At 69.3% G+C, this 26,353-nt stretch carries 25 protein-coding genes, 2 tRNA genes and 1 pseudogene; 8 read left to right on the top strand and 20 right to left on the bottom strand.

Features of this window, described 5'->3' with window-relative positions:
* Nucleotide 1: 1 nt before the first annotated feature.
* The gene (locus tag J7E25_RS12090) at nt 2–631 is read right to left on the bottom strand and encodes a DUF3710 domain-containing protein (RefSeq protein ID WP_214870378.1); all 630 of its coding nucleotides are present in this window, start codon (nt 629–631) and stop codon (nt 2–4) included.
* Nucleotides 628–1,086, bottom strand: a complete 459-nt coding sequence (dut, locus tag J7E25_RS12085) for a dUTP diphosphatase (RefSeq protein WP_214870377.1) — start codon at nt 1,084–1,086, stop codon at nt 628–630. The genes J7E25_RS12090 and dut overlap by 4 nt, the downstream gene beginning before the upstream one ends.
* 38 nt (nt 1,087–1,124) lie before the next feature.
* Between dut and J7E25_RS12080 the strand changes: the two genes are divergently transcribed.
* Complete coding sequence (locus J7E25_RS12080) at nt 1,125–1,589, top strand: DUF3093 domain-containing protein (RefSeq protein ID WP_214870376.1); 465 nt, start codon at nt 1,125–1,127, stop codon at nt 1,587–1,589.
* On the opposite strand, the gene J7E25_RS12075 is transcribed toward J7E25_RS12080, so the two are convergent.
* A complete protein-coding gene (locus J7E25_RS12075; RefSeq protein ID WP_214870375.1) occupies nt 1,586–1,879 on the bottom strand; it encodes a DUF4193 domain-containing protein in 294 nt (97 codons plus the stop codon). The two genes, J7E25_RS12080 and J7E25_RS12075, sit on opposite strands and share 4 nt — an antisense overlap.
* A gap of 195 nt (nt 1,880–2,074) precedes the next feature.
* Between J7E25_RS12075 and sepH the strand changes: the two genes are divergently transcribed.
* Together sepH and J7E25_RS12065 are read left to right on the top strand one after the other, a co-directional pair.
* On the top strand, nt 2,075–3,148 hold the full coding sequence (gene sepH, locus J7E25_RS12070; RefSeq protein WP_214870374.1) for a septation protein SepH: 1,074 nt from the start codon (nt 2,075–2,077) through the stop codon (nt 3,146–3,148).
* Between the two features lie 166 nt (nt 3,149–3,314).
* On the top strand, nt 3,315–3,599 hold the full coding sequence (locus J7E25_RS12065; protein WP_214870373.1) for a hypothetical protein: 285 nt from the start codon (nt 3,315–3,317) through the stop codon (nt 3,597–3,599).
* A 42-nt stretch (nt 3,600–3,641) separates the two neighbouring features.
* On the opposite strand, the gene clpX is transcribed toward J7E25_RS12065, so the two are convergent.
* From clpX to J7E25_RS12035, 8 genes and pseudogenes are all read right to left on the bottom strand, one after another.
* Nucleotides 3,642–4,919 (bottom strand): ATP-dependent Clp protease ATP-binding subunit ClpX, encoded by a 1,278-nt coding sequence (gene clpX / locus J7E25_RS12060; RefSeq protein WP_214870372.1) that lies wholly within the window; start codon nt 4,917–4,919, stop codon nt 3,642–3,644.
* 114 nt (nt 4,920–5,033) lie between these two features.
* On the bottom strand, nt 5,034–5,168 hold the full coding sequence (locus tag J7E25_RS18215) for a hypothetical protein (protein WP_285289855.1): 135 nt from the start codon (nt 5,166–5,168) through the stop codon (nt 5,034–5,036).
* A pseudogene (locus J7E25_RS17920) lies at nt 5,164–5,262 on the bottom strand (hypothetical protein); the annotation flags it as partial. The pseudogene J7E25_RS17920 and the gene J7E25_RS18215, both read right to left, overlap by 5 nt.
* 178 nt (nt 5,263–5,440) lie before the next feature.
* Nucleotides 5,441–6,109 (bottom strand): ATP-dependent Clp protease proteolytic subunit, encoded by a 669-nt coding sequence (locus tag J7E25_RS12055; RefSeq protein WP_214870371.1) that lies wholly within the window; start codon nt 6,107–6,109, stop codon nt 5,441–5,443.
* Between the two features lie 26 nt (nt 6,110–6,135).
* Nucleotides 6,136–6,723: an ATP-dependent Clp protease proteolytic subunit gene (locus tag J7E25_RS12050; protein WP_129521121.1), complete on the bottom strand. Its 588-nt coding sequence runs from the start codon at nt 6,721–6,723 to the stop codon at nt 6,136–6,138.
* A gap of 73 nt (nt 6,724–6,796) precedes the next feature.
* Entirely contained in the window at nt 6,797–7,279 is a 483-nt protein-coding gene (locus J7E25_RS12045) for a tetratricopeptide repeat protein (protein WP_214870370.1), read from the bottom strand.
* Nucleotides 7,280–7,351: 72 nt separating this feature from the next.
* Complete coding sequence (gene tig / locus J7E25_RS12040) at nt 7,352–8,776, bottom strand: trigger factor (RefSeq protein ID WP_214870369.1); 1,425 nt, start codon at nt 8,774–8,776, stop codon at nt 7,352–7,354.
* 48 nt (nt 8,777–8,824) lie between these two features.
* Nucleotides 8,825–8,898, bottom strand: a tRNA-Pro gene (locus tag J7E25_RS12035).
* Nucleotides 8,899–9,101: 203 nt separating this feature from the next.
* Between J7E25_RS12035 and J7E25_RS12030 the strand changes: the two genes are divergently transcribed.
* Together J7E25_RS12030 and J7E25_RS12025 are read left to right on the top strand one after the other, a co-directional pair.
* Entirely contained in the window at nt 9,102–12,866 is a 3,765-nt protein-coding gene (locus J7E25_RS12030; protein ID WP_214870368.1) for an SCO7613 C-terminal domain-containing membrane protein, read from the top strand.
* Nucleotides 12,867–12,942: 76 nt separating this feature from the next.
* Nucleotides 12,943–13,016 (top strand) — tRNA-Gly (locus J7E25_RS12025).
* Between the two features lie 29 nt (nt 13,017–13,045).
* Here J7E25_RS12025 and J7E25_RS12020 read toward each other — a convergent pair.
* Nucleotides 13,046–13,705, bottom strand: a complete 660-nt coding sequence (locus tag J7E25_RS12020) for a cation transporter (RefSeq protein ID WP_214870618.1) — start codon at nt 13,703–13,705, stop codon at nt 13,046–13,048.
* A gap of 150 nt (nt 13,706–13,855) precedes the next feature.
* Between J7E25_RS12020 and J7E25_RS12015 the strand changes: the two genes are divergently transcribed.
* Nucleotides 13,856–14,353 carry a Dps family protein gene (locus J7E25_RS12015; protein ID WP_214870367.1) on the top strand — a complete coding sequence of 166 codons (498 nt, stop codon included), beginning with the start codon at nt 13,856–13,858 and terminating at the stop codon, nt 14,351–14,353.
* 42 nt (nt 14,354–14,395) lie between these two features.
* Entirely contained in the window at nt 14,396–15,097 is a 702-nt protein-coding gene (locus J7E25_RS12010) for a hypothetical protein (RefSeq protein ID WP_214870366.1), read from the top strand.
* 7 nt (nt 15,098–15,104) lie between these two features.
* Here J7E25_RS12010 and J7E25_RS12005 read toward each other — a convergent pair whose 3' ends face one another.
* The 8 genes from J7E25_RS12005 to J7E25_RS11970 form a co-directional block, all read right to left on the bottom strand.
* Entirely contained in the window at nt 15,105–15,767 is a 663-nt protein-coding gene (locus tag J7E25_RS12005; RefSeq protein ID WP_214870365.1) for a response regulator transcription factor, read from the bottom strand.
* A 76-nt stretch (nt 15,768–15,843) separates the two neighbouring features.
* Entirely contained in the window at nt 15,844–17,235 is a 1,392-nt protein-coding gene (locus tag J7E25_RS12000) for a sensor domain-containing protein (RefSeq protein WP_251039000.1), read from the bottom strand.
* Nucleotides 17,225–18,769, bottom strand: a complete 1,545-nt coding sequence (locus J7E25_RS11995; RefSeq protein WP_214870364.1) for a multicopper oxidase family protein — start codon at nt 18,767–18,769, stop codon at nt 17,225–17,227. Before J7E25_RS11995 ends, J7E25_RS12000 begins: the two co-directional genes overlap by 11 nt.
* A gap of 84 nt (nt 18,770–18,853) precedes the next feature.
* Entirely contained in the window at nt 18,854–20,359 is a 1,506-nt protein-coding gene (locus tag J7E25_RS11990; RefSeq protein ID WP_214870363.1) for an amidohydrolase, read from the bottom strand.
* Nucleotides 20,356–21,000: an FMN-binding negative transcriptional regulator gene (locus J7E25_RS11985; protein WP_214870362.1), complete on the bottom strand. Its 645-nt coding sequence runs from the start codon at nt 20,998–21,000 to the stop codon at nt 20,356–20,358. The genes J7E25_RS11990 and J7E25_RS11985 overlap by 4 nt, the downstream gene beginning before the upstream one ends.
* A 10-nt stretch (nt 21,001–21,010) precedes the next feature.
* Nucleotides 21,011–22,015 carry an Fpg/Nei family DNA glycosylase gene (locus tag J7E25_RS11980; RefSeq protein WP_214870361.1) on the bottom strand — a complete coding sequence of 335 codons (1,005 nt, stop codon included), beginning with the start codon at nt 22,013–22,015 and terminating at the stop codon, nt 21,011–21,013.
* 9 nt (nt 22,016–22,024) lie between these two features.
* Nucleotides 22,025–22,540: a ribose-5-phosphate isomerase gene (locus J7E25_RS11975; protein ID WP_214870360.1), complete on the bottom strand. Its 516-nt coding sequence runs from the start codon at nt 22,538–22,540 to the stop codon at nt 22,025–22,027.
* A 9-nt stretch (nt 22,541–22,549) separates the two neighbouring features.
* A complete protein-coding gene (locus J7E25_RS11970) occupies nt 22,550–23,536 on the bottom strand; it encodes a DUF2332 domain-containing protein (RefSeq protein WP_214870359.1) in 987 nt (328 codons plus the stop codon).
* Between the two features lie 128 nt (nt 23,537–23,664).
* Here J7E25_RS11970 and pepN point away from each other — a divergent pair, with 128 nt between their 5' ends.
* Nucleotides 23,665–26,208 carry an aminopeptidase N gene (pepN, locus tag J7E25_RS11965; RefSeq protein ID WP_214870358.1) on the top strand — a complete coding sequence of 848 codons (2,544 nt, stop codon included), beginning with the start codon at nt 23,665–23,667 and terminating at the stop codon, nt 26,206–26,208.
* Nucleotides 26,209–26,353 lie beyond the last annotated feature (145 nt).

The raw sequence follows: 26,353 nt of genomic DNA, 5'->3' as shown, positions 1-26,353 counted from the left end.
CCTAGGCGGTGGGAGGGGTGGGACTGCCGGCGGACGACGCGGGCATGCGAAGCGGAATGAGGTCGCGCGGCGGCATGGGCGTGTTGCCGCGCACCACGACGATCGAGCGGAAGAGGTCTTCGACTTGCGCGGCGGCTGCAGGCTCGACGGCCGCCTCGCCTGCGATCACCCCGCGGAGGAACCACCGCGGGCCGTCGACGCCGATGAACCGCGCGAGGCGCATGTGACCCGATTGGCCCTCGCCTGCCGCGACGGGGATCTGCGCGAGCAGCTCGGGTCCGAAGGTGCCTTCACGAACGGTCGTCGTGCCACCCTGACGGGCGATCTGGTCGGCGATCTGCGCCCGGATCTCGTGCCAGAGCCCGCTCGAGCGCGGCGCAGCGAACGGCTGCACCTGCAGCGTGGAATTGGCGTAGTCGAGCCCGATGGCGACCACGCGCTTCGTGCCCTCCTCGACCTCGAGGCGCAATTGCAGGCCCTCGCGGGGCAGCACCTTGACGCCGCCGAGGTCGACATAGGGACGAACCGGGTTCGCCTCGGCCTCGTCGAACGGGCCGGCGGCCTCGCGGTCGTCGGGGGCCGACTTGGGCTGGTCGACGGGGGTGTCGTCGATGTTCTCGATGTCGCTCACGCGTTCACTCCTGACTTGTGCTCCCCGAATCCCGTCGAGCCGAATCCCCCTTCGCCGCGAAGACTTCCCGGCAGACGCTCGACCTCGACGAATCTCGCCCGGCTCACCGGCATCACCACGAGCTGGGCGATGCGATCGCCCACGTCGATCGAATACGGCTCGTTCGAATCCGTGTTCAACAAGGCGACCTTGATCTCGCCCCGGTACCCGGCGTCGACCGTGCCCGGCGCGTTCACGATCGTGATGCCGTGCTTGAACGCGAGTCCGGAGCGCGGAACGACGAACGCGACGTAGCCGTCGGGCAGTGCCACGGCGACGCCCGTGCCGACCGTGGCACGTTCTCCGGGCGCGAGTACGAGGGACTCGGCAGCGTGGAGATCGGCGCCCGCATCGCCCGGATGGGCGTACGACGGTAGGCGGTCGGCCGTGATCAGAACATCGACGGAATCGGTCACTGTTCGAGGGTAGTGCAGAAGTCTGATCGAATAGTCCCATGCCCGACTACCACGAGAAACTCTGGCCGACGCCGTGGATCTACGCCGTGAGCCTGCTGCTCGTGCCCGCCAGCATCCTCGTGCTGGCGCCGGTCTCGCTGCCCGCAGGCGTGGCGACCGGCATCGTGCTCTACCTCGCCACCGTGGGCGCGCTGTCGTTCACTGCGCCCGTCATCGAGGTGCACGACGGCCGGTTGCGCGCGGGTCGCGCCGAGATCTCACTCGACTACACGGGAACCGCCGTCGGCGCCACGGATGCCGCGGCGCGCGTCGAGCGCGGCACCGGCCTCGATGCCCGCGCCTTCCTCGTCATCCGCGGCTGGGTGCAGCCCGTCGTGCGCGTGCCGATCACCGACCCCGCCGACCCGGCGCCGTACTGGCTCCTGTCGACGCGCCATCCGACAGAACTGGCCGCCGCGATCAATGGATCGCGACGGCCTGAGCCTACGGAGCGCGGCGCCTAAGAGGCGCACTCCATGCAGATCGGCCCGAGCTTCGTCTGATGGTCGATCTGCGAGCGGTGCTTCACGAGGAAGCAGTTCATACACGTGAACTCATCGGCCTGCGGTGGGAGCACCACGACGTCGAGTTCGACGTCGGAGAGGTCGGCACCGGCAAGGTCGAATCCTCCGGGGTTGTCGGCGTCATCGACATCCACCACTCCCGACATCTTGTCGGGGACGCGCTCCTTGAGAGCCTCGATCGACTCAGAGTCGTCTTCGGTCTTCCGCGGTGCGTCGTAATCCGTTGCCATTCCCGTCCATTTCCTCTATTGCCGAAGATTCGGCGGCCATAGTCTGCATCAAATCGTCAGCGTAAGCAAACCATTCGGTCGACCATTCCGGCCGGCGCTCACGTGCAACTTCCGGCGCGCCCGCGCTATTCCCGCCGGGACCGCTTGATACGTGGCATCCTTGGGCGGAGACGAGGGCACGGAAGGGCTTCCGCGATGCAGGAACTGAAGGTAATCGGAGTCGAGAACGGCGCGTTGCTCGCCGCATCCGACGATGGCGCACGCTTCCGGATCGAAATCGACGAAGTACTGCAGTCGCGGATCCGCCAGGCGCAGCCCGAACAGCACACCGGGCCCAAGCCCTCGCCACGCGAGGTGCAGTCCCACATCCGCTCCGGACTCTCCGCAGAAGAGGTCGCACAGGTCACTGGCGCCTCTGTGGAGTACATTCGCAGGTTCGAGGGCCCCGTGCTCGCCGAGCGCGAACACGTCGTCACATCGGCGCTCGCGGTCCCCGTGCACGTCGTGGCCGAGGTCGACACGGCCGACGAGCCAGCATCGTTCGGTGGCGTCATCCGTGAACGACTCGCCAAGCTCGGCGCTCACGGCGAACGCTGGGCGAGCTGGAAAGACGACGAGCGCGGCTGGATCGTCAAGCTCGAGTTCACCGCAGACACGATCGACCACGACGCACGCTGGAGCTTCGAGCCGCGGAAGCAGACACTGCAGCCGCTGAACACCGAGGCGGTCACGCTCTCCCAGCAGGGTGAGTTGAAGGGCGGGCTCATTCCCCGCCTTCGGGCCGTCGGGCCCGACGCCGACGAGTCGCGTTTCGACAGCGGCGCGTTCACCTTCGAGGAGACCGAGCAGGGCGAGTTCGACACCGCGCCGCACCTCGAGCCATTGCCGTATGCGCGTAACGCGCAATCGACGTCGAGCCCGGCCGCAGCTCGTGCCGCGATCAAGCGAGCCGATGAGCCGCAGCAGACCCTCGGCGAGACCGCCGACCTGCTCGAGGCACTGCGGCGCCGCCGCGGCGAACGCGAAGCAGCGAGCGAGCAGCTTCCGACGCCGTCGCCGTTCGCGCCCCCGATGCCGCCCGATTCCCAGAGCCCTGCGCCTGCCGAGCCGAAGCCCGAGGACAAGCCCGGCACTGCTGCGCGCACGCTCTGGGGCGGCAAGTCGGGCACCGGCCCCGTGGGCACTCGCGGCTCGAAGAAGGGCCGCGCGTCGATGCCGAGCTGGGACGAGATCGTCTTCGGCGCACGCACCGACGACGACCTGGCCTGACCGGCAGCTCTTCTCCTCACTTCGCGTAGCTTCGCTGCGGGGTCACTCGTGCTCAGCGCGCCGTCCTCCGCTGCCGAGCGCGCCGGCAGCCGCAGCGTCTCCATCGCACATCGTCGGTGCGGTGTTATCATCGAACATATCTTCGAATGTCGGTGGAGGTGTGCGCATGCCGCGCGTGCAGGAGATCGTCCAGATCTGGACCAGCGAGGCCGGCGAACCCGAGCGGCTCGTCTGGCGCTCCCGCCGCTTTCGCGTGACCGACATGCCAACGGCGCTCGTGGGCCCGTGCGATTGGTGGAGTCCGTTCTCGGCGCACGACGTCTCGCCGGGCCGAGTGCCGCTCGAGATCTCGGGCTGGCGCTTCCAGGCGAGTGCCGCCGACGGCGAGACGCACGTCTTCGACGTCGCATATGACGGCGCTCGCTGGCATGTTCTGCGGGTCTACGACTAGTCGCGTCGCGCTCGCATCGAGTTCGAGACCGAGCTCGCGTCGTTACGCGGACTTCTCGGCGCGGCGCGGCTTGTGAGGCACGATCGTGGGCGCCGCGTTGTCGAGCACGGCCGCCTTCGTCACGACCACACGGGCGACGCCCGTGGAGGAGGGCACCTCGAACATGATCGGCCCGAGCACCTCTTCCATGATGGCGCGGAGCCCTCGGGCACCGGTCTGACGCAGCACCGCGAGATCGGCGATGGCCTGAAGCGCAGGCTCCTCGAAGTCGAGCTCGACGCCGTCGAGCTCGAACATGCGCTGGTACTGCCGGATCAGTGCGTTCTTCGGCACCGTGAGGATCTCCATGAGCGCGTCGCGGTCGAGCGGCGCGACCGTGGCCACGACCGGGAGGCGGCCGATGAACTCGGGGATGAGGCCGAACTTGTGCAGGTCTTCGGGGAGGACCTCGCTGAAGATGTCGGCCTCGTCTTCCTTGTTGTGCAAGGGAGCGCCGAAGCCGATGCCGCGCTTGCCGGCGCGCGAGGAAATGATGTCTTCGAGCCCCGCGAACGCGCCTGCGACGATGAACAGCACGTTCGTCGTGTCGATCTGGATGAACTCCTGGTGGGGGTGCTTGCGACCACCCTGCGGCGGCACGGAGGCGACGGTGCCCTCGAGGATCTTCAGTAGCGCCTGCTGCACGCCCTCGCCCGAGACGTCTCTCGTGATCGAGGGGTTCTCGGCCTTGCGGGCGATCTTGTCGACCTCGTCGATGTAGATGATGCCCGTCTCGGCTCGCTTGATGTCGTAGTCGGCGGCCTGGATGAGCTTCAGGAGGATGTTCTCGACGTCTTCACCGACGTAGCCGGCCTCGGTGAGCGCCGTGGCATCGGCGACCGCGAACGGGACATTGAGCTGTTTGGCGAGGGTCTGTGCGAGGTAGGTCTTGCCGCAACCCGTGGGCCCGATGAGGAGGATGTTGGACTTCGCGATCTCGACGTCGTCGCGCTGGTGGTCGGCCGAGGTGAGCGTGGTGCGGGCACGCACGCGCTTGTAGTGGTTGTAGACGGCGACGGCGAGGGCGCGCTTGGCGGCCTCCTGGCCGATGACGTACTCCTCGAGGAATCCGAAGATCTCTTTCGGCTTCGGCAGCTCGAACTCACCGGACTCGGTCTCGCCGGCCTCGGCGAGTCGCTCCTCGATGATCTCGTTGCAGAGCTCGACGCACTCGTCGCAGATGTAGACGCCTGGACCGGCGATGAGCTGCTGGACCTGCTTCTGGCTCTTTCCGCAGAAGGAGCACTTGAGCAGGTCGGCGCTCTCCCCGATGCGTGCCATCGCAGCCTCCCTCTCGACGAGTCTGTTCCGAGCCTAGCCCGAGATCGGGCACATGGTGGGTAGCGCCCGCGGATTCGACACGAACCGTGTTTCGCCGGGCGCGAACCACGCTGGTCAGTCGAGCAGATGACGCAGATAGCGCCGTGGATCGTCGAGATACGCGCGCCAATGTGAGACGAGCTCGAGTTCGTTCCACTCGACTCGGCGGATGCCCCACTCGCCCAGTTCGAGGATCGTCGCGCCGGGCACGGAGGCGAGGATCGGCGAGTGCGTCGCGCGGAAGCCCGTAGGCCATCGCGACGCCCTCGAGGAGCGTTGACTTGCCGCTGCCGTTCTCCCCCACGAGGAACGTGAGTCCCGGCGCGAACTCCAAGCCGCCCTCGCCGATCAGCTGGGCGACGGCCGGGACCGTGGCCGGCCACGCCGATGGATCGACCGGGGCATCCGAGTACAGCGAAACGCGGCGGATGGCCCGGCTGTCATGGAGCCAGTCATCCGCCGCGTTCGTCACGCTGGGAGGTTTACTTCGCCAGCGCCGGGAGGCTCTTGCGCGAGGTGAGCACCTGGTCGATGAGGCCGTAATCGAGCGCCTCGCTCGCCGAGAGGATCTTGTCGCGGTCGATGTCGCTGTTGACCTGCTCCTGCGTGTGGTTCGAGTGGCGCGAGAGCGTCTCTTCGAGCCACGAGCGCATGCGCATGATCTCGGCGGCCTGGATCTCGATGTCGGACGCCTGGCCGTGACCTGCCTCGCCCATCGCGGGCTGGTGGATGAGCACGCGGGCGTTCGGCAGCGCAAGTCGCTTGCCCGGGGTGCCGGCCGCCGCGATGACCGCCGCCGCCGAAGCCGCCTGGCCGAGCACGACCGTCTGGATCTGCGGACGGATGTACTGCATCGTGTCGTAGATCGCCGTCATCGCGGTGAAGGAGCCACCGGGCGAGTTGATGTAGAGGATGATGTCGCGGTCGGGGTCCATCGACTCGAGCACGAGGAGCTGGGCCATGATGTCGTCGGCCGACGCGTCGTCGACCTGCACGCCGAGGAAGATGATGCGGTCCTCGAAGAGCTTGGCGTAGGGGTCTTGACGCTTGTAGCCGTAGGCCGTGCGCTCCTCGAAGCTCGGCAGGATGTAGCGCGAGCCCGGGGCTTGGACGCCGCTGAATGCGGTGCCGCCGAAAGCAGGGATGTTCATTCGCTCGTTCTCTCTTCTCTCGGTGCCTACGCCTGGTCGGTGCCGCCGCCGCCGGCCACGTCGAGTGCCGACTCGCGGATGTGGTCGACGAAACCGTACTCGAGGGCCTCACGCGCGTTGAACCAGCGGTCGCGGTCGCCGTCGGCGTTGATCTGCGCGACGCTCTTGCCGGTCTGCTCAGCCGTGATCTCGGCGAGCCGCTTTTTCATGTCGAGGATCAGCTGCGCCTGGGTCTGGATGTCGCTCGCGGTGCCGCCGAAGCCGCCGTGCGGCTGGTGCAGCAGCACTCGGGCGTTGGGGGTGATGTAGCGCTTGCCCTTGGTGCCGGCGGTGAGCAGCAGCTGCCCCATCGAGGCGGCCATGCCGATGCCGACGGTGACGATGTCGTTCGGCACGAACTGCATCGTGTCGTAGATCGCCATGCCGGCGGTGATCGAACCACCGGGCGAGTTGACGTAGAGGAAGATGTCCTTCTTGGCGTCTTCTGCGGCGAGGAGCAGCAGCTTCGCCGCGATCTCGTTGGCGTTGTCGTCACGCACTTCGGAACCCAGCCAGATGATGCGGTCCCTCAGCAGTCGATCGAAAACACTGGGAGCCAGTGTCGGTTCGGCCATGTGTTGCTCCGTTTCCGTTGTCGCGTTCACTCGAATCTATCCGGTGCAACGCACGCGGATCGGGCTGTTCGCCCTAGGCGGATGCCGCGAGCTCCGCGGCGTACGCGGCGAGCGACACGCCGTAGCGCTGCAGGTGCGGTGCGAGGGCTGCGAGGGTGTCGGATGCCGCGCGCCGGGCGTCGCCCGCGTCGACGAGCGCGAGCGCGCGGAATGCGACCACCGCGTCGCGCAGCTCGCCCGCGTGGGGCTCGATCTCGTCGAGCAGGGCGATCGACTCGAGCGGACGCCCGAGGTTTCGGATCGTCGACGCGAGCTGCACGTGCGCCTGCACGCGTTCAGTGCCGCTCAGGCCGCCCGCGAGTGCTGAGCGGTAGAGCAGTTCGGCTTGGGCCTCGAGGCCGGCGGAGTCGCGGGCTCCGGCTCGTTCGAACAGTGCGACCGGGTCGTCGGCCGGCCGTTCGGCGGCGAGCCCGTCGATGCGCCGGATGACTTCATCGTCGCCGAGTGTGGAGGCGTGCTCCCAGACGGCGTCGACGCGGTGCTGCCAATCGTTCACGGTGTCCTCCCCTGCGACGCAAAACGGGGCCGGGCGCATGGCCCGACCCCGTTTCACGGTGGTGTGTGCTGACTACTCGGCGTCGACCTTCTTGGCGGCGCGCTTGCGGGCCGGCTTCTTCGGCTCCTCGGCGGGCTCGGCCTCGGCCGCAGCGGCCTCGTCAGCGCTCTCGGCGGGCGCCTCCGCGTCGGCTGCGGTATCCGTCGCCCCGGCCTCGTCGGCCACGGCCGTGAACTCGGAGAGGTCGACGGGGTTGCCTGCGGCATCCGTCACCTTCGCCTTGCCGAGCGCGATCGCGAGCGCCTTGTTGCGGGCGACCTCGCCGACCATGGCCGGGATCTGGCCGTTCTGGCTGAGTGCCTGCACGAACTCGTTCGGGTCCATGCCGTACTGGGCAGCGCCCTGCACGAGGTACTGGGTGAGCTCGTCTTGGCTGACCTGCACCTTCTCGGCCTCGGCGATGGTGTCGAGGACGATCTGGGTGCGGAACGCCTTCGCGCTCGACTCGGCGACCTCGGCGCGGTGCTCGTCGTCTTCGAGGCGGTTCTCGCTCTCGAGGTGACGCTGCACCTCGTCGTCGATGACGGCCTGCGCGATCGGCACGTCGACGAGCTCGAGGAGCTTCTCGACGAGGAGGTCGCGGGCCTGGTTGCCCTGGCCGAACGACTTGGAGCCGGCGACCTGCTCGCGCAGGCTCGCCTTGAGCTCGTCGAGCGTGTCGAACTCGCTCGCGATCTGTGCGAAGTCGTCGTCGGCCTCGGGAAGCTCGCGCTCCTTGACAGCGGTGACGGTGACGGTGATCTCGGCGGTCTCGCCCTCGTGGTCGCCGCCCAGGAGCTTCGAGTCGAAGGTGGTGGTCTCGCCCGCGGAGAGCGTGTCGAGTGCCTCGTCGATGCCCTCGAGCAGTTCGCCAGAGCCGAGCTCGTAGGAGATGCCGCTCGCGGTGTCGACCTCGACGTCGGCGATCATGGCGACGAGATCGAGGGTGACGAAGTCGCCCGACTTGGCCGGGCGGTCGACGGTGATGAGAGTGCCGAAGCGGCTGCGGAGACGCTCGAGCTCTTCGTTGACCTCGTCGTCGCCGACCTCGACCGAATCGACCGTGAGCTCGAGGCCCTCGTAGTCGGGCAGCTCGATCTCGGGTCGCACGTCGACCTCGATCGCGAGCAGCAGGTCGCCCGAGAAGTCCTTCTCGTTCGGCCACTCGACGATGTCGGCCTCGGGACGGCCGAGGGGGCGCAACTCGTGCTCGGCGACGGCCGCGCGGTAGAAGCCGTCGAGGCCCTCGTTGACCGCGTGCTCGAGCACCGCGGCCTTGCCGACACGCTGGTCGACGATGGGCGGCGGCACCTTGCCCTTGCGGAAGCCGGGCACGTTGATCTGCTCGGCGATGTGGCTGTAAGCGTGGGTGATGCTGGGCTTCAGCTCCTCGGGCGTCACCGAGATGGTGAGCTTGGCGCGCGTCGGGCTCAGCTTCTCAACCGAAGTGGTCGGCATGTGGAAGATCTCCTGTTGTGTGGAAGTTCGTGTCGAGTACTGCACTCGTCGGGGCGACAGGATTCGAACCTGCGACCTCCCGCTCCCAAAGCGGGCGCTCTACCAAGCTGAGCTACGCCCCGAGTCGCCGACTCAACTCGTCGATTCACCCACGCAGGCATGCCGAAGCACGCGTCAGTCGGGTGGACCCACGAAAGTCTACTGCACAGCCGACGGGCCCGCTGTTGCGTGCACCGGTCCTCAACACCCGTTGGGCACTGAACTTGCACCGATTCGAGTGTGGATGTTCCACGATGTGGGAACTCCCCCGTGGCAGAGTGTGCCCATGAGCGACCGCCCACCCGCTGCTTCGATGCGCGATCTTCGCCGCTGGCCGGCAGATCCCGCACACCTCATCGACACGACACTCTGCCCGGCATGCTTCTCGCCGCTCTCGTCTGCGCGCTGCGACACGTGCGGGGTCGACCTCGCCGTGCCCGAGGCTGCGGAGCTCCTCGCGGCGGGCACTCGCGTGTACGAAGACGAGGGTCGGCGCCAGCACCTCATCACGCGGATGCGCGCGGTCCAAGCGGAGCGGGCCGAGGCGGCGAGTGCCGGCGTGGGTGCAACGTGGGCGCCTGCGGCGGCAACGGCGGCAACGTCCGCGCCCGCGGTGGTCCCGGCGGCTGCGCCGGCTCCCCCAGCAGCCCCGGTGCCTGCAGCAGCCTCAGCGCAGGCAGCGGCCGCGGCACCGCCTGCGCCGACGGTGCCGCAGCCGCCCGCGGCATCCGTTCCCGGTCGAGGTGACGCGCGTTCGGGCCGCTCCGGCGTGCAGGTCCTGCTGCTCACTCTCGGCGTCGTGCTCCTCTCGATCACGGCGATCGTGTTCCTCTTCTTCGCGTATCGCGAAGGAAGCCTCGAGACGCGATCGGTCATCATCGCGGCGGCGAGCGTGCTCGTGCTCGGGGTCGCGTGGCTGCTACGGGCGCGTCGCCTGCCGGGCACTGCCGAGGGCGTGGCATCCGTCGCCATCGTGCTATTGCTGCTCGACGTGTGGATCGTGCGGGCCAATGGGCTGTTCGGCACCGACACCATCGGCGCTGCCGGGTACACGGGCGGCGCCCTGCTCGTAGTCGGGCTGCTGCTCTTGGGGGTGCGCGTCGTCAGCGGCATCCGCGTCGCCGGGTTCGCCGCGGCGGGGTTCGCGCCGGCGGGCGTCTTCCTGCTCGCGTTCGAAGCGGCGCCGGAGTCCGAGTTCGCCACCGGCGTCTGGCTCGGATCGCTCGCCGCGTCGCTGCTCGGCACGGCCGCGTTGGTCATGCCGCGCTCGACCGAGCGAGTGATCGTGCTCTCGGCGGGATTCGCCGGCGGCGGGCTCGGCTTGGTGTCGGCCGCCTGGGCGCTGCCCGAAGTTGGGTGGAACGAGCTGTGGACGTTCCTCGCGATCGCAACGGCTTGGTTGCTCGCGCTCGTCGCGTTGCGCACCCGTGGTGCCGGGACGTCGCCCGTGTGGGCGCGAATCGCGGCTCCCGCGTGCGGGGTGGGTCTCGCCCTGGCCGCGGCCGTTTCGGTCTTCGCCGAACTCGAGTGGGAACTCGCGATCTGGCTCGCTCCGGCGGCGGCCGGCGCCGTCGCGTCCGTGATCGCCGTAGGCACCCGCTTGGTTCCGCCGATCTCACGGGACGCGTTCCGGGCGTGCGTCGCCGCCGCCGCCGTGACGGTCGCCGCGGCGATTCCGGGGGCGTTCCTCGGCATCGGTGCGATCTTCGCGCGGTACACCGCAAGTCTTCAGCCATGGCAGCTCGACGCCGATGCCCCCATCGATTTCATCGCAACCGAGTTCCAATTGGGCACCATGCTCGTGCCGTTCGTCATCGCTGCCAGCGCGCTCGTCGTGACCTGGCTCGTCGGCCGTGCACGTCTGTTGGCAGCGGTGCCGATCGGCTCGGCACTCGCCGGCGTGCTCGTCGCCGGCGCCATCGCACCGGGCACGGTCTCGGCCGCGGTCCTCCTCGCCCTCGCCGCCGGGGCACTCGCGCTCGCCGTCATGCTGCGGCGCTTCACCGTGCCCGGCCTCCTCGTGACGTTGCTCATCGTCGGTGGCAGCGGTGGCGCGCTCGCCTGGTGGGCCGGCTATGCGAACACCGCGATCTGGCCGTGGGTGATCGCCGCCGTCATCGCGATCACCATCGCGGGCAGGGTGTTCGCACGCCGGGTCTGGACCGCGGATGCCGCGACTCGCGCCGGTGCGGCGCATCTCGCCGTCGCGGCGGCGTTGCTGGCGGCCGCCCTGTTCTCGATCCCGCTGTGGCTCGCCGCTGCCGATGCCGAGCTCGTCGCCCCGTGGACGTCGCCGTGGATGTGGCTCGCGACGGGCGGCGCCGTGCTGCTCGCCGGTGCGGCGCTCGTGCGGCGCGGCAGCCCGCGCGATCAGCTGGCCGTCGTCGCGCCGCTGTTCGGGACATCCGTCGTGGCGCTCGCCGCGCTCGCATTCGAGCCGGGACTCGACCTGCGCTGGCTCCCCGCCCTCGTGTTCGTCGTCGCGGGCATCCTGTGGGTGCGCATCGGCACCTCCTCGGCGATGCGCATCGCGTTCGCCGCCGCGACGCCGCTCGCCCTCTCCCTCGCCTCGGCGGCCGCCGTCGACGAGGTGCTCGGCCCCGAGTTCGTCGGAGTCGGCGTCGCCGGCGCGACGCTGCTCTCCGCCGCGCTCGCGCATTCGGCTCCGCCGGCACACGTGCGCAACCTGCGGCTCGCCTGGAGCGCCGCGGTCGCGCTCGCGGGCGTCACCGCCGTGCTGATGGCCGCAGCGGGAACGTCCGCGAACGATGAGCTGTGGCTCGTGCTGCTGCTCCTCACGCCGGTGCCGATCGTGATGGCGGCGCTCTACGGCGACCCCGTCGGCGGCGAGCAGCCGAGCCGGCACCTCGCCTGGTTGAGCCTCGCGCTCGGTGTCGCAACGGTGTGGGCGCGGCTCGCCGGTGAGGGCGTCGACAACGTCGAGGCCTACACGCTCCCCCTCGCGGCCGCGCTCGGCGTGGCGGGCGGGCTGATCACGTGGCGGCGAGCCACCGACGACACACGCGCTTCCGGCCGCACCGCGCTCTTCGGCACGGCTGCCGCGATCGCGGTGCTGCCGAGCGTGGGCTCGAGCGCAGACGCCGAGCTGCGCACCCTCGTGCTCGTGTCGATCGGCATCGTCGTGGCGATCGCCGCCGCGTTCCTGCCCGAGTCGGGTCGAGGCGTGCCCGTACGACTCCTCGGCGTGGTTGCCGGCTGGACCGCGGTCACCGGCGCGGCGCTCGTGCGCGGCTCGGCGATCGCGACCGGCGCCGACGACAGTGTGTTGTTCGTCGAGTTCTGGCCGCTCGTGGCGCTTGCGGCGGGCGTCGTGATCGCGGTCACATGGGCGCGGGTCGAGTCACGGCCTACGTGGCTCGCGGAGTCGCTGCTCGCGGCATCCGTCGCCCTGGCAGCCGTGCCCACGGTGGTTGCGATCGTCTCCGGCGAGCAGCCGACGCTGCGTGCTGCGGTGCTCTTCCCGCTGTTCGCGCTCGCGCATATCGCGGCCACTGCGACGACCGCCCGGCCCGTCGCCGGGCCCGTCTTCAGCTGGGCGACGATCGGCGTGCTCGCGCTCGGCGGACTCGCGGTGCTCGTGCCCGGCGAGGTCGATCCGTTCGACCTCGTCACGGCCTCGGTGGGTGTCGCACTCATCGGCGCGGGGTGGTTCCGGATGCGCCGCTCCCCCGAGCTCGGCAGCTGGCCGGCGCTCGGGATCGGCCTCGCGGTGCTGCTGATCCCGCCGCTCATCGCCGACTTCACCGACCCCGAGCTCTGGCGAAACGTCACGCTCGGCATCGTCGCCGCCCTCGTGGTCCTCGCCGGGGCAATGCGTCGTCTCCAAGCCCCGTTGCTCCTCGGCGGCGGCGTGCTGCTCGTGCACGCGATCGTGCAGCTCTGGCCGTGGATCACCGCGCTCTACGAGGCTATGTGGTGGTGGCTGTGGCTCGGCATCGCAGGCGTGCTCTTCGTCGTGCTCGCCGCGACCTACGAGCGTCAGTTGCGACTCGCGCGCGGCACCATCCGCTCGATCGCGTCACTGCGATAAGGGCGGATGCGGCAGCGCGTCACTGTAGGGAATGCATCGTGTACTACGATGATCCAGTGCCCGCGAGCGGGTGCGCGGGGATGTAGCTCAATGGTAGAGCCTCAGTCTTCCAAACTGATTACGCGGGTTCGATTCCCGTCATCCCCTCCATATACGGCAACAACACACGGCAACAACGCTCAGTCATCGTGATCATGCTCGTGCGCCTCGCGCTCGCCGGTGAGTACCGCCACGGGCTCCGCGCACGCATCGCCACGCCACGCCTCAACGCCCTCGCGCACCGCGAAGCCGGCGATCACGAGCGCCGCGATCGCGTCGGCCCACGCCCAGCCGAGCAGCGCGTTGAGCAGCAGGCCCGCGAGCAGCGCCGCGGAGAGATAACTGCAGATGAGTGTCTGCTTCGAGTCGGCGACCGCCGAGGCCGAACCGAGTTCGCGGCCGGCGCGGCGCTCGATCCAGCTGACCACGGGCATGACCCCGAGGCTCACCGCCGCGAGCGCGATGCCCACCGGGCTCGGCGCGGGCTCGCGCACGCCGGCGAGCGAGAGCACCGCATCGACCGAGACCCACGCGGCGAGGGCGAAGAACGAGACCGCGATGATGCGAAGAGCCGTGCGCTCGCGCCGCTCGGGATCGGGAGCCGCGAACTGCCACGCCACCGCGGCCGCGGAGAGCACCTCGACGATCGAGTCGAGTCCGAATCCGATGAGGGCGGCGGACGTCGCGGCTGCGCCGGCGGCGAGGGCGATGATCGCCTCGATCACGTTGTAGGCGATGGTGAAGGCGACCACCGCGCGGATGCGCTGTTGGAGCACCACCCGGCGCGAGGCATCCGTCATCTGAAGCACACCTCGACGCTACCTCGATCGTCCCTCGCGGCGAATCCGCACGTGCATTCCAGCACCGGTGAGCGGAGGCTCTCCTTCCTTGAAATATGCAGGGGGCGGCGTAGCGTTGACCAGGACATACTCCAGGGAAGGTGGAAATCGATGACCGACACCAAGGACGCACCGAAGACGTCGAAGACCGGATCCAACGCCGACGTCGCCGCAGGCGTCGCCCAGTTCCTCACGCCCGTCGTGCACGAGCTCGTCGCCCTCGCCGTGAACGGCAAGCAGGCGCACTGGCACGTGCGTGGCGTGAACTTCATCGCCGTGCACGAGCTCCTCGACGAGGTCGTGGCGCATGCCCAGGAGTGGGCCGACCTCGCCGCCGAGCGAGTGGTCGCCCTCGGCCTCCCGATCGACGGGCGCCTCGCCACTGTGGCCAGCAAGAGCGGTGCGGCGAACCCGAAGCTCGGATTCCAGCCCTACGACGAGGCGATCGCCGATGTCGTGGCGCAGATCGACCTGGCGGCCGAGAAGGTGGGCGACGCGATCGAGGGCCTCGAGAAGCTCGACCCTGTGAGCCAGGATGTCGCGATCGAGATCCGCCGCGGACTCGACAAGGACCGCTGGTTCCTCTTCTCACACATCTCCGTGAAGTAGTCCGCGCTGGCGGCCTGACGGGCCCGGGTGCAGACTGCCGGTATGACGGCGGATGCATCCGGGCCCGCGTCGTCTCCCGACGGTGACGCCGCACCGCTGACCGATGCGCAGAAATCGCTTCGGGCGCAGATGCTTGCGACTGAGCACTGGAGTCTCCTGGCGTCGCGGTCGACCACGCAGAGCGAGGTGCTGACGCGCATCGCGATCTTCCTCACGCTCGTCTCAGCAGGGCTCGTCACGCTCGGCGTGCTCGGCAATGCCACCGAGTTCCGCGGCTGGTTCGGCGTCGCCGCGCTCGGAGTACTGTTGCTGCTCGTGCTGCTCGGGGTGATCACGCAGCTGCGCGTGTTCAACACGGCGACCGAGGACTTGGTCTACGTCCTCGCCATGAATCGCCTTCGCGGCGCCTACCTCGACCTCGATCCCGGGCTCGAGCCGTACTTCATGACGGGCACGACCGACGACGACCGAGGGGCGGGCAAGACGTACTACGCGTTCGCCGACCGCGACCGGTCACAGGTCTTCGCGAGCTCCATGATGCTGATGCTGGTCGTGAACGCAGCTCTCATCGGGCTCTTCGCGGGCGCCATGACGTACGCGCTCGCCGGCTCGGTGGGCTGGTCGATCGCCCTGGGCGTCGTCATCGCGCTCGCCGCGTTCGTGCTCTGGATGTCGTGGGGATACCGCAGCTACCTGCACGTGATGCGCGACCATGTGCCGCTGCGCCGCAGCGCCGGCGGTTGAGCTTCGTTCAGCGCTGCAGCCAGGTGATCACGGCCAGCACGCGGCGGTGATCGGTGCCCGAGTCCTCGAGCGCGAGCTTCTGGAAGATCGAGGTCACGTTCTTCTCCACGGCGCCGACGCCGATGAAGAGCTGCTTCGCGATGCCCGCGTTCGTGCGGCCCTCGGCCATGAGCTCGAGCACCTCCCGCTCGCGCGGTGTCAGTGACGCGAGCGGGTCGCTGCGCCGTGACAGCAGCTCGCGCACCACTTGCGGGTCGAGCACCGTGCCGCCCTCGCTCACCCGCTCGACGGCGTCCTTCAGCTCGTCGAGCGAGGCGATGCGATCTTTCAGCAGGTAGCCCATGCCGCCCTCGCCAGAGGAGAGCAACTCGTGCGCATAGGTGCCCTCGACGTATTGGCTGAGCAGCAGCACGCCGAGCCGCGGCTTGCGCCGGCGCAGTTCGATTGCCGCACGCACGCCCTCGTCGCGGAACGTCGGCGGCATCCTCACGTCGAGCACCGCGACATCGGGCCGGGTCTCATCGAGCTGGGCCAGCAGTTCGTCGGCGTCGCCGTAGGCCGCGGCGGTCTCGAAGCCGGCCTCGTCGAAGAGTCGCACGAGTCCCTCACGCAAGAGCACCGAGTCCTCGGCTAGCACGACGCGCAACGGGCCGCGGGCGGAGTCGGTCATGCCCCCACATTAGCGGCGGGGCACCACACGAGGCCGCCCGCGGCCCGTCGTCGTTCTTCGGTCGCCGGTCGTCGATTCAGTCGGCGGATGCCGCGACCGGCACGAACGGGATGTGCGCACCGATCGTGGTCGGCCCAGCCAGCGGGCTATCGATGACGAGCATCCCACGCAGGCCGTGCACGCGCTCCTCGAGCCCCGCGAGCCCGTGACCGGAAGCCGGCGCAGCGCCGCCGCGGCCGTTGTCGATCACCCACAGGTCGAGCCAGTGTCCGGATTCGCCCGTGTCGCGCATCGACGCGCGCAAGCGGATGCCGGTGGCCCCGGAGTGCTTCGCCGCGTTCGTCAGCAGCTCGGCGGCGATGAAGTACGCGTTGCGTTCGATGACGGCCGGCAGGGCGGCATCCGTCGGCACCTCGATCTCACGGGTCACTGGGACCGGGCTGCGCGACGCCAGCGACTCGAGGCCGGCGGCGAGCCCGCGGTCCTGCAGGATCGGCGGGGCGAACCCGCGCGAGAGCGCCCGCAGCTCGTCGAGTGCCTCACGCGCCTGGTCGCGCGCCTCGAGGAGCAGTGTGCGAGCCGAATCGGGGTCACCCTCGAGCTTGCGCTCGATCGCGGCGAGATCCATCTGCAGGCGCACGAGCCGTTGCTGCGGTCCGTCGTGGATGTCACGCTCGAGACGGCGGAGCGAGGTGTCCTCCGCCTGCACGGCCGCACCGCGTGACGCGGAGAGCTGCCGCACCTCGCGCTCGAGCGCCTCGGAGCGCCAGGCGCCGAGCACGCCGCGGGCGATGAGGTCGTGGAGCACCGTGAGGCCGCGGAACACGAAGGGCAACATGATGAGGAACAGCACGCCGAGGATGACCTCGAACACCGATTCGCCGACTTGCGGGTCGATGTCGAACGTGTTGCCCGGCACGAGGAAGTCGAGCACGCGGTCGTGCAGCCAGAAGTTGCGCCCCTCGCCATCGGGAATGTAGCGCTGCCAGATCCAGCCCGTGGTTCCGGCGAGCGCGACCGAGGTCCAGGCGACCGTGATGCTCCACGTGATGACGCTGACGATCGGATTGATGACCATGCCGTGAAGCAGGTAGAGCCAGTAGTGCCCGTCGATGAAGGGCGCGAACATCGTGCGCCAGAATCCCTGGTTGCGATCGGCGTGATCCCATGCCGGGCGCCGCACTTCCGGCCGGCCGGCCCACCGCAGGCGCACGAGTTCGAGAGTACCGAAGCCGCGAGCGATGAAGAGGGACGCGACGACGATGAAGATGCCGAAGACGACGAAGATCAGGCCGAGTCCGGTGAAGAACGTGGTCGCGAGCACGACGATGCTGAGGACCGCGATCGGCATCGTGAGGATGAGGAACGCGAACTCGCGCGGCACGCTCGCCCACAGGGCGCCGTAGCCGGGGCGCCGCGGCGCGGCATCCGTTCGCTCGAGGGTCATGGTGCTCGTCTCAGTGCTCATGGTGCGTCTCCTCCGTCATTGTCGCCTGTTGGCCGGGCTCCGCGACGGCGAATTGCCCCATCATGCCCTGATCTTCGTGCCACAGCAGGTGGCAGTGGTACATGTACGGCGTGTCGGGGTCGGCGTAGTCCTCGAAGCGCAGGATGAGTTCGAACTCGGTCTCGGGCTTCGCGAAGAACGTGTCCTTCCAGCCGGCGAGCTCAGGCGGCGGTGCAGCGCCGTCGATCGAGGCGATGCGGAACTGCACGTCGTGCACGTGGAAGCTGTGGGGCATGGAGCTCGTGTTCGTCACGATCCATCGCTCGGTCGTGTCGACCGTGACGGTCTCGTCGATGCGCCCCATCTCCATCTCGTCGTCGTTGATCTCGAACCCGTGAAGGTCGAACGTGCGGGTGGTCGCCACCGCGCTCTCGTCGACGGGAGGAATGGTGTTGAGTAGCTCGGGCACGGCGCGTGCAGGGTCGAGCGAGGCGGCGGCCCGCAGTTCGAGCACGTCGAATGAGTCGGTGCCGCCGTTGCTCGCCGCGATCATGGACTGCATGCCGGCGATTTCGGGAGTCATCTTCGACTGCAATACGACCCGTTCGCCGGGCACCATCCGCACGAGCACCTCGGCGCGCTCACCGGGTGAGAGCATGACCTGGTCGAGTTCGACGGATGCCTCGAGCAGCCCGCCGTCGGTGGCGATGAGCTCGATCGGCCGCCCATCGGACCAGCCGAACGCATAGCTGCGCGCCGTGGAGGCGTTGAGGAGACGCAATCGCACGAGCTCGTCGTCGACGTCGAGGAACGGGCCGCGCGTGCCGTTCACGATGAGCTCGTCACCGAGGGCGCCCGCGAACCCGTGGCCGCGGCCCTCCTGCTCTCCCTCGGCGGAGAATCCGGCATCCTGCACGATGACGGGCACGTCATCGACGCCGTACTCGCGCGGGAGATCGAGTGCAGCTTCGGCGTCGTCCTGCACGAGGAACATGCCGGCGAGACCCTTGGCGACGTGATCCTCGGTGTCGCCGTGCGGGTGCGGGTGGTACCAGAGGGTCGCCGCCTGCTGGTCGATGTCCCACTCGGGCGACCACGAGGCGCCGGGCTCCACCATCTGGTGCGGGCCGCCGTCCATCTCGGCGGGAAGGTGCATGCCGTGCCAGTGCACGGTCGTCGGCTCGTCGAGGCTGTTCGTCATGTCGACGCGCACGTGCTCGCCCCACTTCGCGACGATCGTCGGACCCAGGTAGCTGCCATTGAAGCCCCAGGTGTTGCTCGGCTCCCCCGGCTCGAACTCGGTGGAGCCGGCCTGCGCGTCGAGCGAGAAGACCCGGGTGCCGTCAGCGTCGACGCTCGACTCGGCGAGCGGCGGAATCGTGAGCGGGGTGTCGAACTCGACGTCGCCGACGGTGGACACCGGCGAAGGGCCGACGAGGCCGCAACCGGCGAAGGAGACGGCCACGAGGCCGCCGGCCGCAATGGCCGCGAGGGCGCTCAGCGTCGCTCGCGGGCGGCGGAGGCGTGCAGGTGAGAAACGGGGTGCAACTGGCATGCATCCAGCCTCGCGAGCGGGCGCTCGACGCCCCAGCCGGTGTGCGCCCGGATCGGGTCGGGGGTTTTCCCCCGCCCTCGCCGGTCAGAGCGAGTCGTGCGTGAAGCGGCCCGCGAGCAGGGTCGCCGCCACCGGCATCCGTCTGAGGTCGTCGGCGGATGCCGCGAAGGGATCGAGCTCGATCACCGCGAGATCCGCGACCGACCCGGCCCTCACCGTGGCGCCGTGCCCGCCCGTCGACGCCGCGAGCGCGACGCGCACGTCGATCGCCTGCTCGGGGTGCCACGGCTCGCGCCCGTCGCGGCTGCGCGCGACGGCGGCGGACATCGCGATCCAAGGGTCGAGCGGCGCCACGGGCGCGTCGGAGCCGAGGGCGAGCTCGACGCCCGCGTCGGCGAGGTCGGCGAGCATGAACGCCCGGTCGGTGCGGCCGGCCCAGTACCGTTCGGCGACGTCACGGTCGTCCATGGCGTGCTCGGGCTGCACGCTCGCGACGATGCCGAGCGCGGCGAAGCGTGCGACGTCTTCGCGCCGGAGGAGTTGTGCGTGCTCGATGGAGCCGCGGCATCCGATCTCCTCGAAGGCGTCGAGCACCACCGCATTGGCGTGGTCGCCGATGGCGTGCACGGTGGGGGTGATACCCGCCTTGTGAGCCGTGCGCATGAGCGGCACGAGCTCGTCGTAGGGCACGGTCGAGAGCCCGTAGGGGTGCTCGTCGGGGCCGCGACCCGGGTAGGGGTCGAAGCACCAGGCCGTTCGGGTGTTCAGCGAGCCGTCGGTGATGATCTTGTGGCCGCCGACGGTGACGAGACCGCCGGTTCCCGGCACGGCATCGCCGGTGTGCAGCCCCTCGGCGATGGCGCGGTCGAGGTGCTGGGTGTAGATGCCGAATGCGACGCGCAACGCCGACGAGCCGTTGGCGGCGCGGCGCGCCCAGTCGTCGCGGTTCCAGCGCATCTCGAGGTCGACGATGCCGACGACGCCGCGAGCGGCGGCCCGCCGTGCTGCATCCTCGACCCAGCCGTCGAGCACATCGTCGGCCACGTCGTCGATCTCGCGCAGCATCCGGAAGGCGTCATCCTCGCGGAGCAGTCCGCTCGCATCGGCGACGTGTTCGACTCCGTGGCGACGCAGCGCCGCCGTGTTCAGCCAGCAGGAGTGCAGGTCGGCGGAGACGAGCACGACGGGCACGTCGCCGGCGACGGCGTCGAGCGCCGCGCGGCTCGGGGCATCCGTCCAGAGCGCGTCGCGATAGCCGAAGCCGATCACCTCGGTGTCGCCGCGGGCGACGGATGCCGCGACGAGCGCCGCCGCCGCCGAGGCCGAGCGGGCCTCGGCGAGATCGAGCCGGCGCGACACCATCGCCCATTGCGAGAAGTGCACGTGCCGGTCGTGGAGGCCCGGCACGACGAATCGACCGTCGAGCTCGATGCGTCGGGCGCCCTGGACGCCGTGCGCTGAGGCCTTTGATGGCTGGACACCCGCGGGGGTGATCGCGGTGATCGTGCCGCCCGCGAGGTGCAGGTCGACCGCGTCGTGGGCGCCGGGCAGGCGGGCTCCGGCGAGGAGGAGCGGCGTAACGCCGCTCATGCACGGGCCGCCCGAAGCGTCTCATGGGTGCGGCGCATCTCTGCGGCGAGCGCGAGGCTCGCGTAGGGGCCATCTCCCTCGAGCTCGGCGATGATGCGGTCGACGGTCTCGGCGGGCTTGTTCTGGCTCATCTTGTTCTTTGCGACGAATCGCGTGACGGGAATGCGCAGGCCAACGGTACCCGTGGCGATGCGATCGGCATAGGCCGAGTTCTCGGCGGTGCCCCGCATGCGGCGCGGTTCGGGCATCGGATCCTCGAAGTGGTCGACGAGCGCTTCGAGCACGCGCAGGTTCTCGTCGGCACTCAGGAGCTCGGGAGTGCCGTAGAGGTGCGCCGTCACGAAGTTCCACGTGGGCACGGCGGGATTCGCGTCGTACCAGCCGGGCGAGATGTAGCCGTGCGGGCCCTGCACGATGACCAGGGTCTCGTGGCGGCCGAGTTCGTGCACGACCTCGTCGGGCCGGCCCACGTGGGTGAGCAGCACGATGCCCTCGGCGGTCTCGTCGAGGAGCACCGGGTAGTGGGACGCGACGAGGCCCGCGGCATCCGTCATGCTGACGATCGTCATCCACGGGTGCTCGCGGATCAGGCGCTTGACGGCTTCCTCGCTCGTCATGGTGAAGCTCGGGTTCTGTCGCATGGGGTTCCAATCAGGCCTGGCAGTACGGGCACCAGTAGAGTTTGCGGGCGCCCAGCTCCTCGAGCACGATGTTGGTGCCGCACACCCGGCAGGGCAGCCCCTCGCGCTTGTACACCCAGTGCCGGTCGGCACGATTCGCCATGGCCGCGCGGTAGGCCTCGCCCTCGAGGTCGTCCATCGTCATCATCTGGCCGGTCTCCACGCCGATGCGGAGCAGCTTCGCCCAGTCGCGCCACAAGTGTCGCACGTGCTCCTCGGGCACGAGCCTGCCCGGCGTGTGCGGGTTCTGCCGCGCGCGGAACAGGAGTTCGGCCCGGTAGACGTTGCCGATGCCCGCGATGACGTTCTGGTCCATGAGCAGCAGCGCGATGGGCGTCGGCTTCTTCGTGACGGATGCCGCGAACCGGTCTTCCGCGGCCTTTCCCTCGTCGATGAGGGGATCGGGCCCGAGCCTCGCCACGACGGCCTCGACCCGTGCGGGATCGAGCACCTCGCACGCCGTGGGCCCTCGCAGGTCGGCGCTCACGGTGTCGGTGAGGAGGCGCACGCGCACCTGCCCCACGGGCTCGGGCGGGAAGGTCGTGAGCTCGTTGCCCTCCTTCTCGGACTCCGACATGCGCAGGCGGGTGCGCCGCGGCGCGCCGATCGACGTGACCGAGTTCTCCCCCGCCGTGTCGAACACGACCGCGTCGGGGTTCGGGCTCTCGAGGAACGTGCCCTTCTGCCCTGTGTGCCCCATGCGGCCGTTCGCCGACGCGATGGTCGCATCCATGAGGATGTCGCCGGCGAAGTCCCACGCGCCGTACATGCCGAGGTGCACCCGCAGCCAGCGGTCTCCCTCGAAGCCGAGGAACATCTGCTTGCCGACGGCGCGGGCATCCGTCATCCGTCGCCCGTCGAGCTCAGCCGCCCCCGCCGCGAACCTGCCCTGCGGACTCGAGGCCCGCACGACGCGGCCCACGAAGTTACGCTCGAACTGCCGGGTGATGCGGTGGACGGAGTGGCCCTCGGGCATGGCGGTCTTCTACTCCGATGCGGTGGTCGAGCCCGTCGCGACGTCGACGCCCTTGCCCGCGATGTCGCCGGTCTCCTCGTATTCGGCGAGCTGCGCGATGCGGCGCGCGTGGCGTTCGTCGCCCGAGAACGGCTCGGCGATGAAGGCGTCGATGTACCGGATCGCCTCCTCGACGGTGTGCTGGCGAGCGCCGATCGAGATCACGTTCGCATCATTGTGCTGGCGGGCGAGAATCGCGGTGTCCATGCTCCAGACGAGCGCCGCACGGATGCCGTGCACCTTGTTCGCGGCGATCTGCTCGCCGTTCCCCGACCCGCCGAAGACGATCCCGAGCGTGTGCACGCCGGCAGCCTGGTCGCGAGCGACCGCCTGCGCTGCGTTGATGCAGAACGCCGGGTAGTCGTCGAGGGGGTCGTACTCGGTGGGGCCGTGATCGACGACCTCGTGACCGCCGTTGGTCAGGTGATCGACGAGGGTGCGGCTGAATTCGAGGCCGGCGTGGTCGGTCGCGATATGGATGCGCATGCGCCAAGTCTAGGGATTCGCGACCCAGTGAAGCGCGCGCCCATGCGGTTGCGCCCACGCGAGCTGTTCGCCGTCGAGCGCGAGCACGAACTCGGTTCCGTCGCTCGCCGTGTCTTCACGCACTGCGATGCCGGGCACGATCGAGCGACCTTCCACTGAAAGCCAATGACCGGGCAGCCCGCGCACGGTGCCGACGAACTCCGCGCGCGCGGCTTCATCGAGGTAAGCGATGACCGCGGTGTGGAAGACGACGAGGGTCGCGTCGGAAGGTGCTTCGGCCGCGAGGCCGGCGAGGCGCTCGTTGAGGTCGCCCGCGACGATGTGGGGCGGGTCGTCGGCGGCGATGCGCGCAGCCGCCTGCAGCCGGGTCCTCCGTTCGTCGTGTTCGGGCCAGATGAGCGCGTCGAGCCATGCGAGGTCATCGGGGCGCCGCACGTCGAGCGGATTCAGGTCGATTCCCGCCCGCCACACGACGTCGGGAAGCCGCTCGGGAACCGGGACCGCACCGGATGCCTCGCAGTCGAGCACGACCTCACTCGGTCCGTCGACGGGGTCGAGCTGCTGATGGCCCGTGTACCGGTAGCTGTAGCGGTCGGGATAGAGGCAGAGTCCCGCCGAGGTGCCCACCTCGAGCAGGGCGAGCGGACCCTCGAGCCCTGCGAGCACCGGGAGATGGAGCGCGCAGCGCGCGGCTTCGTTCGTCTGGGTCGCGTGGGTGAGCGCGGTCGCCCGCACCTCCACCCAGTGGGCACGCAGCCACCGCCGGAACAGGTCGTAGGGCCCGGCCGGAGCACCCTGGAACCGTGCCGCCGAGAACACGAGGTTCGGTTGGCGTTTCTCCGGCGGCAGCTCGTCGATGAGCCGCAGCGTGGCCGGGTCATCCGCGATCCCGAGCGCCCACGCCTCATAGGTCGCCGACATTCCCCGGGACTCGACCTCGGCGAACGCGCGGTAGCGATCCGTCGTCGGGGCTTTGGGATCGACGCTCGTGTGCATACCGTCACGGTAGGTCCAGGGCGCGATGAGGTCAACGCGCAGGGCCTGCTGCGCCGCCCGCCTGCGGGCTAGGCTGATGGACGTTGCCTGCGGCCACGAGCCGCGTCGATGACCGCGAAGGAGCCCACGTGCCCGGAGAGAACCTCACCCGAATCGAAGCCGAGGAGCGCGCCGCGCTCGTCTCGGTACACGACTACGACGTCGTGCTCGATGTGACCACCGGGCCGGAGGTGTTCCGCAGCCGCACGACTGTGCGATTCTCCGCCACCGAGGGCGCCTCGACGTTCATCAACGCGATCACGGCATCCGTGCACTCGGTGACGCTGAACGGCACCTCGCTCGACCCCGCCGAGGTCAGCGACGGCGCGCGCATCCAGTTGCCGAACCTCGCGACCGAGAACGAGCTCGTGGTCGTCGCCGACGGCAACTACATGAACACGGGCGAGGGCCTGCACCGCTTCGTCGACCCGGTCGACCAGGAGGTCTACCTCTACACGCAGTTCGAGGTGCCCGACTCGCGGCGCATGTTCGCAGTGTTCGAGCAGCCCGACCTGAAGGCGTCGTTCCGGTTCACCCTGACGGCCCCAGCGCACTGGGAGGTCGTGTCGAACTCGCCGACGCCCGAGCCCGTCGACGCCGGTGCCGATTCGAAGACCTGGGCCTTCCCGCCCACGTCGCGAATCTCGAGCTACATCACCGCCCTCGTCGCGGGCCCGTACGCCGTCGTGCGCGACGAGCTCACGAGCCGTGACGGCCGCGTCATCCCGCTCGGCGTCTTCAGCCGCAAGAGCCTCTCGCAGTACCTCGACGCCGACTACATCTTCGAGAAGACGAAGCAGGGCTTCGAGTACTTCGAGTCGAAGTTCGACCTCGCCTACCCGTTCGAGAAGTACGACCAGCTCTTCGTGCCCGAGTACAACGCGGGTGCGATGGAGAACGCCGGCGCGGTGACCTTCACCGAGGCCTACGTGTTCCGTTCGAAGGTGACCGACGCGATCAGGGAACGCCGCGTCGTCACGATCCTGCACGAGCTCGCCCACATGTGGTTCGGCGACCTCGTCACGATGAAGTGGTGGAACGACCTCTGGCTGAACGAGTCGTTCGCCGAATGGGCGTCGACGATCGCCACGGCCGAGGCCACCGAATGGCACGAGGCCTGGACGACGTTCAACTCCATGGAGAAGAGCTGGGCGTACCGTCAAGACCAGCTGCCCTCGACGCACCCGGTGGTCGCGACCATCAACGACCTCGAAGACGTGCTGGTCAACTTCGACGGCATCACGTACGCCAAGGGCGGCTCCGTCCTCAAGCAGCTCGTGGCATGGGTGGGCATCGATGCGTTCTTCGCGGGAGTCTCGGCCTACTTCAAGAAGCACCAGTGGGGAAATACCACGCTCGCCGACCTGCTCGCCGAACTCGAGACGGCGAGTGGCCGCGATCTCTCAGGGTGGTCGGAGCTCTGGCTCGAGACCGCCGGCGTCAACACGCTGCGTCCTGAGATCGAGACGGATGCCTCGGGCACGATCACCGCGTTCACGGTGCTGCAGTCCGCCGCGGCCGACTACCCCACCATCCGCCCGCACCGCCTCGCGATCGGCTTCTACAACCTCGAGGGCGACAAGCTCGTCCGCGAGCACCGCGTGGAGCTCGACGTCGACGGCGAGCGAACCGACGTCGCCGAGCTCGTCAGGCTCGCCCGCCCCGCGCTCGTGCTCCTGAACGACGACGACCTCGCCTACGCGAAGATCCGCCTCGACGAGGTGTCACGTGCGGCGGCGACCGAGCATCTCTCGGGCATCGAGAACCCGCTGGCCCGCGCCCTCGTCTGGAGCTCGGTGTGGGATGCCACTCGCGACGCCGAGACGAGCGCGACCGAGTACCTGCGCCTCGTGCTCGGAAACATCGCGACCGAGACCGAGTCGACGACGCTGCGCATCGTGCTCGGGCAGGCGGTGCTCGCAGCGAGTTCGTACACCGCGCCCGAACGCCGCACGGAAGCGCTGCGCACCCTCGCCGACACGTTCTGGGATCTCGCACGGGGTGCCGCCCCGGGCAGCGACGCGCAGTTCCAGTTCGTGAAGTACTTCGCCTCGATCGCGGAGTCCGGCTCGAACGTCGACGTGTTGCAGTCCCTCTTCGACGGCTCCTTCGCGCTCGACGGGCTCGACATCGACACCGACCTCGGCTGGGAGCTGCTCATCGCGCTCGTGGCCGCCGGTCGCGCGGGCGACGCCGAGATCGATGCGCGCCTCGCGGAGGACAACACGGCGACCGGACAGCAGTCGGCCGCGCACGCCCGGGCGGCCACCCCCACCCTCGCGGGAAAGCAGCGCGCCTGGTCCTCCCTGATCGACGTCGACACCGCACCGAACACGATCGTGCGCACGACCGCGCTGGGCTTCCTCCGGGCCGCAGACCCGGCGCTGCTCGAGCCGTTCGTCGAGCGGTACTTCGCAATGCTCGAGGAGGTGTGGGAGTCGCGCAGCTACGCGATCGCCGAGAAGCTCGTCGATGGCCTCTACCCGTCGACCCTCGCCAATCGCTCGCTCGCCGATGCGTCGCACGCGTGGCTCGACTCGCACCCCGACACGCCGGCGCTGCGCCGCCTCGTGATCGAGAACCTCGCCGGCGTCGAGCGGGCGCTGGCCGCGCAGGAGCGCGACGCGCAGTAGTCACCGCCGTACTTCGGGGCGGCGGCGGGTGGCACCTCGGTACCATCCGCCGCCGCCCCGAAACCATTCCCGCGGCCTTCCGGCACCGGGCGCCGCCGCGAACTGAGTCAGGAGGCTCGCGAACCGACTCAGTAGGCTGGCGGTT

The organism is Agromyces sp. ISL-38 (assembly GCF_018613935.1).
Lineage (GTDB): Bacteria > Actinomycetota > Actinomycetes > Actinomycetales > Microbacteriaceae > Agromyces.
This window is presented reverse-complemented; position numbering and strand designations above follow the sequence as displayed.